We start from the raw sequence: 9,656 nt of genomic DNA on the forward strand, positions 1-9,656 counted from the left end.
CTTGCTTTTTCGTGCAATCCAGCAAAAATAAGCTTGAAAGCTCAAGCTTGTCATATGTTCTATTTTTAAAATTTGCCTACGGATAGCGCTTGGTATTCCCACAACACATGCTGTACCTCTTTAAATCGTTCCTCATGGCATTGGATAATGACAGCAAGCTCGGGTAATCGCTCTTTTTTGCGAATAACATGTTTAAGTAGCTTCGTTTGTATGATGCGTGTGAGGCAATACCCCACAATAAATCCGCAAATAGCGCAAATAACTCCCCAAATAATTGGCCCCCAATACAATATGAAGCCGAAACTAATCCCAATGACAGTGAATGCCGTGGATGTTGCCATACCAACCTCGAAGGCCAGCGCTTTCTTGTTCGGATTTGAATTGTAATTATGATCGGGTATGTCCATATAGTTTTCCATCATGATAACCATGATTTCATTACGAGCTAGACCCATCTGTTCAAGTACGGCTAGTGCTTCCTCCACTTCTATCGAGTGCTCAAAAGTACTAATGATCAGCATGCGGGTCATTCTCCTTCTCAAACAGACGTAATGGAAAATGTGGATACTTTTCTGCTAAGTATTGCTTCTGCTCTAGACGAAAAAGTCGATTATGATCTTGCGCTGTCATAAATGCGTCATACACAGAGCCTCCAATGACTGACGGCATGAATAATAGCCAATGTGGATTTAGTAGTGCAGTCGATTTGGATAACTTACCAAGTATCAGATAAAGAGTAGCTTCGTGTGATCGCGACATGGTCAAATAAATAAACCACCAGAGTACCCAATAGAATCCTAAAGCAATTCGGTTATTATATAAATGGCCGAGTCCCGGAAAAACAAAGGAACAGACCATAGCTGCCCCAGGTCTCTTGTAGCTAATATTCGTGATCGTCCAAGGTTTAATGAGATTGGAAGTAATTCTTGCTCCTTCAAGCTTTGCCAGATGGCATTGCTTATTCGCATCGATCGCCTTGATATAACTATCCCATATCGCGAACAAGTAAACGAAGGCATAGGCGAATGCCCACCTTGGCTCAATAACTTGTGCAGCCAACTCGAATTGCCCACTGAAGGAGTAATAGATCGCCTCATTGATTCTAGCAAGTGAATTGATGACCACTTCCCATGTTGATAACAGAAATCCGCGTATAAATTGATGGAGCAGGAAATGACCGAATCCAGGAAAGGAAGCTGACCACCACGCTATTATCTTCGGATCCTGCCAACGCAGGCTAGTTAAACCGTCCAGACTTAATAAAGCTTGCTGTCTCCGTGGCGGATGCTCTTGTACAGAACTCAAGTTCGATCGATTCTCCTTGTCGATTTAGATTTTTGATCAATCCAATGCTTTTTCAGCTTTGTAAATACAAGAACACACAGCGTCTGCACGATGAGATACACGCAAAAAGAATAGCTTAATTTCCAGTGTAGGTACTGAAATACATCAAAATAAACATTTAAAGATTCATAGGCTGTTCCTATTAATGAACAACCTAATATATAGAAAGGAATCATCAACCCACGAATACGGAACCTGATGTAGTAATAAGCAAAAAAATAACCAAAGACAGGATATAAAGACCATGTTAGAATATCTGCAAAATCGAAATACGGATAAATATTCGTGTTATAGAGGTCAAACGGTGGTACGGCAATGATCGTATCCAAATTTTTGGCCGTATTCAGACTGAAAAGCATCATAATGATACTCACAGATTTTGGCATGTTACTTGGCAGAAACCACATAAAACCATAACTTAACACGAGACAAACGAGTGTAAATATCGTATTCCTTTGCAATAGCACATCAAGGTGACTCAAATGGTATTCCTTCCTTTCGCATAACTAAACGATACAATAGTAGTGCAAGTCCTGTACAAATAAGGAGCAAGACACTTTCCAAATATGACCAAGATACTCTCCACTGTTCAGAGTAGTGAACAATTCCTAAGTTTTGCATGCAAAATTTCAATACCACATGAAAGATTGAGAAAATAAAGATGGACAACGTCTTGTACAATAATCCACGTATTTTTACAAACTGCTCTATGGCCCATATCACTATAATCGGCGTAATCACTTGTTGATATATGATTCTAAAGATGATATCCGATAACCGAGGTGAAGGAATCAATAACTGATAATTCAAGGTGATAATCATAAAGTAGACACCATGCAGTAAAAGTACAATTAACCAGCAGAAGATTGTTTCAAACAGTTGCAACCTTCGCTTTATAACGAAAAAGGTAATGATGGTAAGGATATAAAATGTAATGAGCAGAATTTTTCCCATGCTTGCAGCACCATTGTCCCCTTCATCAACACATGTTTTTAACAAATATGCCCAACTTTGCACACATTTAGTACTGATTAGAAAAGGCACACCTTGCTACTAATCTTAATAGAAATCAAAACATGATATACTAGAACTTATTGTTTCTGTTGATCTGTTTTAGGAAAGTTAGGAGTGATGTCAAATGTTTGACAAAGATGTAAGAATTGCTTTAGGTACGAACAATCAAGCAAAGCGGGCTGCTGTGGTAGTGGCTACGGGGATAGAACCGATTTGTCACGCTGTCCCTTCTGGTGTATCTGACCAGCCAATGACGGAAGATGAAACCATTCTTGGTGCGATCACGCGGGCCAAAAATGTGCTTGAGGCAGAGCCTGAAGCCAACTTTGGACTTGGACTTGAGGGTGGCCTTACATTCGACAGCATCCATACGAGGCAGTGGTATCTCTTCTCTGTTTGCGCCGCTTGGGATGGAAATCAGCTCTATGTCGGCAAAGGTTTATATTTCCCCATTCCCAAAGAAATTGGAGAGAAATTAATGCAAGGTGGAACCGAGCTGCGCCACATCATAGATGAACTGAGCAGCACGGTCGGGAGTAATCACAAAGAAGGCGCTTATGGTCTATTTACGAATGGTCGAATTACACRAAGTGATATATTTCGGGATGCGGTCATTGCAGCACTGACACCTTTTCAATCCACGTTTTATAAGTAAAAGTAGGCCAAGGTAAAGTGAAAGAGGGCAGCCAGCAAGTAGAAGATTCTACTAGCAGGTGCCCTCTTTGTTTCACTTATAGATAGGTGCAATGCGGTTAATCCGATTCGGTCCATATTCCGCCGGTAGTCTTTYGACTGCCCTTTGACATTCGTCCGACAGTCCAGCGTCCAATCATGAAATACCGTAAATTGCTCATCTTTGGTTATATGAATATCGAAGTTTTCGTACTCGCTTCATACGTCCTCCGTAGTACTAACGTCTGCTTGAGAAACGTCATTAGATTCATACTCCAAACTTTTGATTGTGAGCAAGGCACTAGTACGTTTACCCACCAGTAATTCGATAGATTGATTGAGATGAAATTTTTCATATTCTCTTGCTTTTACACGCACTTTCATTAACTTTCCATTTGGTTTTCGAATATGAATACGGAATTCTTCGATAAATTCTACTTTAGCCACTATTTTCTCCGCGTCTTTTTGGATGAGATCTATACTAATAATGACAGCTAGAATGAGAAATAGTCCAAGACAAAAACTGAAAATAACAATAAAACCAACTGGGCGATGGTCTCCAATATTAATGATTAGTTGTACCAAAGATAAGAAGAAAAAAATACAAACACTAACAAGTTGAGATTTTAATGATCGTTCGTATAGTTTCACAGTTAGCCCCCCTCCATAAATAGTATTCGCGAAAAGCCTCCTATTCCCTTTTTATGCCTGGTATGGAACAAATAATCCAAAAAATAAAAAGCCCGCTAGAGCTTCATAAGCTCCAACGAGCAACATTCGACTTTTAAAGTTTAACGAGCTTTCCTTTTCCGCTTATGAAATACAAACCAAGCGACTCCGATCGTTCCAGCCGCGAGCACGGCGCTAAACAAGAGAATGTAACTAAGATGAAATAGTTGCAACGAATCCCCTCCTCTGTCGATCACCCTTATCAATCCTGCTCTATTTAAGATGAGTCACACGATGCTAAACTATCCCTTATTCAAAGAAAAAAGACCCGCACGTCGTACGGATCCCCCTCTTACATCTTTTTAACAAACTCCGACTTTAATTTCATTGCTCCGAAATCATCGATTTTACAATCAATATCATGATCGCCTTCGACTAAGCGAATGTTTTTCACTTTTGTACCCATTTTGATAACGGATGAAGTCCCTTTGACTTTCAAATCTTTGATGACCGTAACGGAATCCCCATCTTTCAATACATTACCGTTCGCGTCTTTGACCACTTTCTGATCATCGCCATTCTCAACTTCACTGACTGATGAAGACCACTCATGCGCACACTCCGGGCACACCAGTAAATTTCCATCTTCATACGTATAAGCAGATTGGCATTTCGGGCAATTAGGCAACTCTTCCATGCTGTCAATTCCTCCATTCAATAGTGCTAATAGTGCCACAAACGAAGCGAAATGACAAGGTAAGTTCTGCCAAAATTATCTTATATTCACCAAAGGAAGTGACCGATTCTTAGCTTTCAACGCCAAATAACAAGCCGTCAAAATCGCCCCTATTGTTCCACAAATGATGTCTGTCATCGTATCGAGCAGGCTGCCATTCTGTGAATCAAGCCCGAAGAGATGGTCTGTCGCGAATTCATATATCTCCCAAACTCCAGCCATCGCAATGGAAAAGAACAAGCACAGCCACACCGCGACATGCGGTGAAGGTGGTTCAACCCCCTCTTGATGATTCGATGCTTTGCTATATATCAATAAACCGATGAAACAGAGGATCACGCCCGAGAAGAGATGCTCGATTTTATCTAGATAAGGGATGACGCCGTAATAGCCGAATTCATTCGCAAGGAACATCGTGACAAAAATAAACAACAGCACACAGAAACGCAGCGATGTAAATAGGGTCGTCTTCGTCCATTTGACGACGAGTCGAATGAGTTGAAGTACAGCCACAATGAGCACCGCCTGGAACATTTTCCCCCAGTTTCCTTTCACAAGAAAGTAAACAAAGCAACCTCCTGCCAGTACATACATGGCAAACTCAAAGAGATCATTCCACCGATCTTTGCCCTTCATCTGGTTCATCTCCCTATTGCTTATTGAAAAGGAAGCACCTTTATCGGGTATTTTTCCAATTACTTATTTATCCTATGCCCTTTTTTAAACGAAATGAATGTCTCTTTAATCACGAAATAAAAATCCCGCCTAGCCGTTTTACAGCGAAGGGCGGGTTTCATTCCTGACTATTTTTTGTCTGCAAGCCATGTAGATAACGAACTGATTTCATCATCGGATAGCTTTCCTTTAAAAGCAGGCATTGCACCCTTCCCATTCGCGATGATCGCGGTGAGTTGTTCCTTCGAGTACTTTCCACCAACCTTCTGGAGATTCGGTCCGACTAAACCCTCCAAATTGGCGCCATGACAGCTGACACAATTGGCCTTAAATACCGTCTGTGCATCAGCTTTAGTCGTTGTTCCTGTACTTGCTGATGCTGTTGGCGCGGTTGTTGTTCCTGCACTTGGGCTAGGTGTTGTATTACTTTTACCGCAAGCCGATAACGCTCCAGCAAGCAAAAGGGTGAGGACTACGATCTTTGTGTTCATGAGTATGCTTCTCCTCACATTCATAGGTTCAAAACCATTTATAGAAATCGGAAACCTACCACTACATTTCCCCCGTTTCCATATTTTCATGCAACTCATGCATAGGAAATACACTTACAGATCAACATATCCATAACTACCCAGAAGTACATAAAATTCCATGGAGGTATGACAAGTTGGCTGACAAAAACACGCACAATCATACGCCTGATCACTCACGTCGCCGTTTTCTCAAGTACACCGGAACTGCCATTGGTGGCGTCGTGGTTGGTGGCGTCATTGGAAGCGCAGTATCTGGAGGGTTTAAGAAAGATACTACCCAGACTTCTCCTTCGCCTTCCGTAAGTCCGAAACCACAAGTCACGGCTGATTACAATCAAGCGCCGATGTTCTTCAATCAATCCCAACTGCAAATTACTGAAGCCGCAGCAGAGCGCATCTTTCCTAAGGACGACAGCGGACCAGGAGCTGCAGAACTAGGCGTTGCTTTTTTTATTGACCATCAGCTAGCCAGTCCTTGGGGTGTGAATGCCCGCACCTATCGGATGGGGCCTTTTGTGAAAGGTGAAGTCACACAGGGGGATTACCTCAGCATTCAACGTCATGAACTCATTACAATGGGGCTACATAGTCTTGAAGAAACAGCCAAAACCAAATATACGAAAGGCTTCGTAGATATTAAACCTGAAGAACAAGATGCGATTCTGACCTCCATGGAAAAAGGTGAAATCAGCGTCGTAAATGGAATTACAGGTAAAACCTTTTTCAACCAATTCCGTGTACTTGTGATGGAAGGTGTCTACTCCGATCCCTTGTACGGCGGGAATAAGAATATGGCTGGCTGGAAAATGCGTAATTACCCCGGCAACCAAATGACCTATACGAACATGATAGATAAAGATCAATTTGTCGTCATGGAGCCTCGCAGCTTACACGATCATTTTGCTCATTAAAGAACAAATTTCACGAAGGAAGGAATACGTTGATGGCTACTAAAATGCCGAAAGTCCCCGTTGTCATTGTAGGAATGGGATGGGTCGGGGGAATTATCGCCGCAGAATTAACGAAACAAGGAGTTAAAGTAGTTGGCTTAGAGCGCGGAAAGCCGCGCAGTACAGCAGACTACTATATGGTGCATGATGAGCTACGTTACGCTTCTCGCTATGATCTTATGCAGGATTTGTCCAAAGAAACCGTTACATTTCGCAATACGGAGAAAATGGCCGCTGTGCCGATGCGAGAGTACGGCTCCTTTCTGCTCGGTGAAGGTCTCGGCGGTGCAAGTGTTCATTGGAATGGACAAACCTATCGGTTTCTCCCTTATGATTTCGAGATTTATAGTAAAACTGTGGAACGCTATGGGAAGCAGAAAATTCCTGAAGGCATGATGATCCAGGATTGGGGCATCACGTATGACACGTTAGAGCCCTATTTCGATAAATTCGAGAAATTGGCTGGTATTTCTGGTGATACTGAGCAGAATCCACTTGTAGGCAAGCGTTCCGCTCCGTTCCCGACCAAACCGATGGTGAAAACGCCGATCTTGAAATTGTTCGAAGATGCGACCAAAAAACTCGGGTACCATCCCTATATGATGCCTTCGGCAAACTTGTCGGAACAATATACGAACCCTGATGGCATTACCCGTGCAGCCTGTCAATATTGCGGTTATTGCGAACGGTTTGGTTGTGAGTATGGGGCCAAAGCGGATGTGATCGTAACCTCGCTCCCCATTGCACAGAAATCCGGCAATTTCGAGTTACGCTCTTACTCCAACGTGACTCAGGTCCTGAACGATGGTAAAAAAGCGAGCGGCGTTGTATACGTGAATACCGTTACAGGAGAGCAATTCGAGCAGCCCGCGGATGTCGTCATCATGGCCAGCTATGTATTTAACAACATTAAGCTTCTGCTCACTTCCAAACTGGGTAAACCTTACGATCCTGCCACAGGAAAGGGAGTTATTGGTAAAAATTACTGCTACCAAACGAACGGCGGGAGTGCGACAGGCTTTTTCGATGAAAAGCAGTTCAACTTGTACGCGGGAGCTGGTTCTCTCGGCATGGAAATTCCTGATTTCAATGGAGATAATTTCGACCATACGAATCTGAATTTCATCCATGGCGCTGGTATCCGGATTTCGCAAACCGGCCAACGTCCGATTGCAAATAACTCTGTTCCCAAGGGTACACCTTCTTGGGGAAAAGATTTTAAACAGAAGTCGCTGAAGTATGCGAACAGTGTTCTATCTGTCTCGCCTCAGGGCAGCAGCATGCCATGGAAACATCATTATGTGGATTTGGATCCGACTTATAAGGATGCTTATGGTCTGCCACTGCCACGGATCACCTTCGATTTTGAAGAGCAGGATCGGCAAATGATCAAATTCGTTGCTGGTAAAGCGGCAGAAATTATGAAAGAAATGAACCCAACGACCATAGGGTCATCGGATACGTTAGCAGCGTACAACATTGTTCCGTATCAATCGACCCACAATACAGGCGGCGTAATTATGGGGTCAGATCCTTCCACTTCTGCGGTTAACTCGTATTTGCAAATGTGGGATGCCGAAAATGTGTTCGTCGTAGGCGCTTCCGCTTTCGCTCACAACAGTGGCTACAATCCAACAGGTACAGTTGGCGCGTTGGCTTACCGCGCTGTGGACGGTATTGCCAAATATTTGAAACAAGGTGGAAGTGTCGTTTAATGCGGACAGCCCACACGTTTCATGATAAAGGAGGAATCACATGGAGCAAGAAGATTGGATCTTACATTTGACAGAGGTTCGCAAGCGATTGCTCATCGTGTTCGCCTGGTTCATTGTCACGCTGTGTGTTGGCTTGTATCTCTCGTCTGATATCCTTCTGTACTTGAAATCACAGCCATTGATCGGAGAAATCAAGTGGAATGTATTTTCGTTCACGGATGGGCTGATGATTTATATGAAATGTGCGTTTCTGTTCGCCGCTTTATTTACGGTAMCCGTCGTTCTCTACCAAGCATGGGTGTTCGTGAAGCCAGGTCTTACCGAAACCGAATCCAGGAACGCACTTCCCTACATACCAGTCGCTTTTGCGTTATTCATCATCGGGGTTTCGTTCAGTTATTGGGTCGTTTTCCCTATGATGATGCGCTTTATGATCCGTATGAATCAATCAATTGGCGCCGTTGAGACGTATGGAATTGATCGATATTTTGCTTTCTTGTTTCAAATTGTTATTCCGATGGCCATCGCGTTTGAGCTGCCTGTGGTTCTCCTTTTTTTAACGAAAATAGGGCTCTTAACGCCTCAGATTCTGAAAATGTCTAGGAAATACGCCTATATCGCGCTTACCATCACCGGCTCGTGCATCTCGCCGCCTGATATGATTTCACACTTATCGGTCACTGTGCCGTTAATACTCCTATTTGAAATCAGCGTATTGGTTGCCGGCTGGCAATGGCGAGCTATGCAGCGTGTTGCGAAATTGAACCTGATTGAAGAGTAAGAAAAAAGAACAGTAAAAGAAAAGACAAAAAGTAAAGAAAAGACAAAGAAAAGAGGATGATCGCAATGTTTAACAATATTGGAGTATCAGGATTAATCTTAATTCTGGCTATCGCTTTAATTGTCTTCGGACCTTCTAAGCTGCCGCAGCTCGGCCGTGCATTCGGAGATACGCTTCGTGAGTTCCGTAACTCAACTCGGAATATCATGGAAGAAGGCGAACATGACCATTTGATCGAAAATGAAGGCAAAAAGCCGCCTCTATAGAGGCGGCTTCCACATAACTGCATCTGGAGTGATGTTTTTGGACCTCTGTCAAGAAAGTAGACACTCGTTAAGAGAATTCAGCAACACTCTTGTAATAGTTTTCTTCAAATCGAACGGGTGAAAGGTAACCCAAAGAACCATGGATCCTTTTTCGATTGTAAAAAAGTTCAATGTATTCGAACATATCTTGTTGTGCTTGGGCTTTGGTCAAAAATCTCGTACAATAAACAAACTCTTTCTTTAGTACACTATGAAAAGATTCGATGCAAGCATTGTCATAGCAGTTACCTTTCCGACTCAT

At 42.8% G+C, this 9,656-nt stretch carries 13 protein-coding genes; 5 read left to right on the plus strand and 8 right to left on the minus strand.

Going from position 1 to position 9,656, the window contains the following annotated elements; all coding sequences use genetic code 11:
- Positions 1-65: 65 nt before the first annotated feature.
- Genes AC1DLM_RS26350 through AC1DLM_RS26360 form a run of 3 tightly spaced genes read right to left on the minus strand, consistent with a single transcriptional unit; the run spans position 66 to position 1,826 of the window.
- Positions 66-521, minus strand: a complete 456-nt coding sequence (locus AC1DLM_RS26350; protein WP_441992217.1) for a hypothetical protein — start codon at positions 519-521, stop codon at positions 66-68.
- Entirely contained in the window at positions 508-1,305 is a 798-nt protein-coding gene (locus tag AC1DLM_RS26355; protein ID WP_441992218.1) for a hypothetical protein, read from the minus strand. The genes AC1DLM_RS26350 and AC1DLM_RS26355 overlap by 14 nt, the downstream gene beginning before the upstream one ends.
- Positions 1,302-1,826, minus strand: coding sequence for a hypothetical protein (locus tag AC1DLM_RS26360; RefSeq protein ID WP_441992219.1), 525 nt, complete (start codon positions 1,824-1,826; stop codon positions 1,302-1,304). The genes AC1DLM_RS26355 and AC1DLM_RS26360 overlap by 4 nt, the downstream gene beginning before the upstream one ends.
- Before the next feature lie 656 nt (positions 1,827-2,482).
- Here AC1DLM_RS26360 and AC1DLM_RS26365 point away from each other — a divergent pair.
- Positions 2,483-3,013: a DUF84 family protein gene (locus AC1DLM_RS26365; RefSeq protein ID WP_477571632.1), complete on the plus strand. Its 531-nt coding sequence runs from the start codon at positions 2,483-2,485 to the stop codon at positions 3,011-3,013.
- 236 nt (positions 3,014-3,249) lie between these two features.
- On the opposite strand, the gene AC1DLM_RS26370 is transcribed toward AC1DLM_RS26365, so the two are convergent.
- The 4 genes from AC1DLM_RS26370 to AC1DLM_RS26385 form a co-directional block, all read right to left on the minus strand.
- Positions 3,250-3,681, minus strand: a complete 432-nt coding sequence (locus AC1DLM_RS26370) for a hypothetical protein (protein WP_441992221.1) — start codon at positions 3,679-3,681, stop codon at positions 3,250-3,252.
- 370 nt (positions 3,682-4,051) lie between these two features.
- Positions 4,052-4,396: a zinc ribbon domain-containing protein YjdM gene (locus AC1DLM_RS26375; protein WP_441992222.1), complete on the minus strand. Its 345-nt coding sequence runs from the start codon at positions 4,394-4,396 to the stop codon at positions 4,052-4,054.
- Between the two features lie 75 nt (positions 4,397-4,471).
- Complete coding sequence (locus tag AC1DLM_RS26380; protein ID WP_441992223.1) at positions 4,472-5,071, minus strand: DUF2238 domain-containing protein; 600 nt, start codon at positions 5,069-5,071, stop codon at positions 4,472-4,474.
- Between the two features lie 167 nt (positions 5,072-5,238).
- Complete coding sequence (locus tag AC1DLM_RS26385; RefSeq protein WP_441992224.1) at positions 5,239-5,601, minus strand: c-type cytochrome; 363 nt, start codon at positions 5,599-5,601, stop codon at positions 5,239-5,241.
- Between the two features lie 176 nt (positions 5,602-5,777).
- Between AC1DLM_RS26385 and AC1DLM_RS26390 the strand changes: the two genes are divergently transcribed.
- From AC1DLM_RS26390 to tatA, 4 genes are all read left to right on the plus strand, one after another.
- The gene (locus AC1DLM_RS26390; RefSeq protein ID WP_441992225.1) at positions 5,778-6,554 is read left to right on the plus strand and encodes a gluconate 2-dehydrogenase subunit 3 family protein; all 777 of its coding nucleotides are present in this window, start codon (positions 5,778-5,780) and stop codon (positions 6,552-6,554) included.
- A gap of 32 nt (positions 6,555-6,586) precedes the next feature.
- On the plus strand, positions 6,587-8,308 hold the full coding sequence (locus tag AC1DLM_RS26395) for a GMC family oxidoreductase (RefSeq protein WP_441992226.1): 1,722 nt from the start codon (positions 6,587-6,589) through the stop codon (positions 8,306-8,308).
- A gap of 40 nt (positions 8,309-8,348) precedes the next feature.
- Positions 8,349-9,089, plus strand: coding sequence for a twin-arginine translocase subunit TatC (tatC, locus tag AC1DLM_RS26400; protein ID WP_477571633.1), 741 nt, complete (start codon positions 8,349-8,351; stop codon positions 9,087-9,089).
- Positions 9,090-9,154: 65 nt separating this feature from the next.
- Positions 9,155-9,355 carry a twin-arginine translocase TatA/TatE family subunit gene (tatA, locus tag AC1DLM_RS26405; RefSeq protein ID WP_171630607.1) on the plus strand — a complete coding sequence of 67 codons (201 nt, stop codon included), beginning with the start codon at positions 9,155-9,157 and terminating at the stop codon, positions 9,353-9,355.
- Between the two features lie 67 nt (positions 9,356-9,422).
- On the opposite strand, the gene AC1DLM_RS26410 is transcribed toward tatA, so the two are convergent.
- Positions 9,423-9,656, minus strand: a 234-nt coding sequence (locus tag AC1DLM_RS26410; RefSeq protein WP_477571634.1) for an IS3 family transposase, incomplete at its 5' end; no start/stop codon positions are given.

The organism is Paenibacillus sp. 01T442, from assembly GCF_056398345.1.

What these genes read in the sequence shown, in the direction of transcription:
- AC1DLM_RS26350 (WP_441992217.1), bottom strand. Translation starts at nt 521, where the DNA reads ATGCTGATCATTAGTACTTTTGAGCACTCGATAGAAGTGGAGGAAGCA.
- AC1DLM_RS26375 (WP_441992222.1), bottom strand. Translation starts at nt 4,396, where the DNA reads ATGGAAGAGTTGCCTAATTGCCCGAAATGCCAATCTGCTTATACGTAT.
- AC1DLM_RS26380 (WP_441992223.1), bottom strand. Translation starts at nt 5,071, where the DNA reads ATGAAGGGCAAAGATCGGTGGAATGATCTCTTTGAGTTTGCCATGTAT.
- AC1DLM_RS26385 (WP_441992224.1), bottom strand. Translation starts at nt 5,601, where the DNA reads ATGAACACAAAGATCGTAGTCCTCACCCTTTTGCTTGCTGGAGCGTTA.
- AC1DLM_RS26395 (WP_441992226.1), top strand. Translation starts at nt 6,587, where the DNA reads ATGGCTACTAAAATGCCGAAAGTCCCCGTTGTCATTGTAGGAATGGGA.
- tatA (WP_171630607.1), top strand. Translation starts at nt 9,155, where the DNA reads ATGTTTAACAATATTGGAGTATCAGGATTAATCTTAATTCTGGCTATC.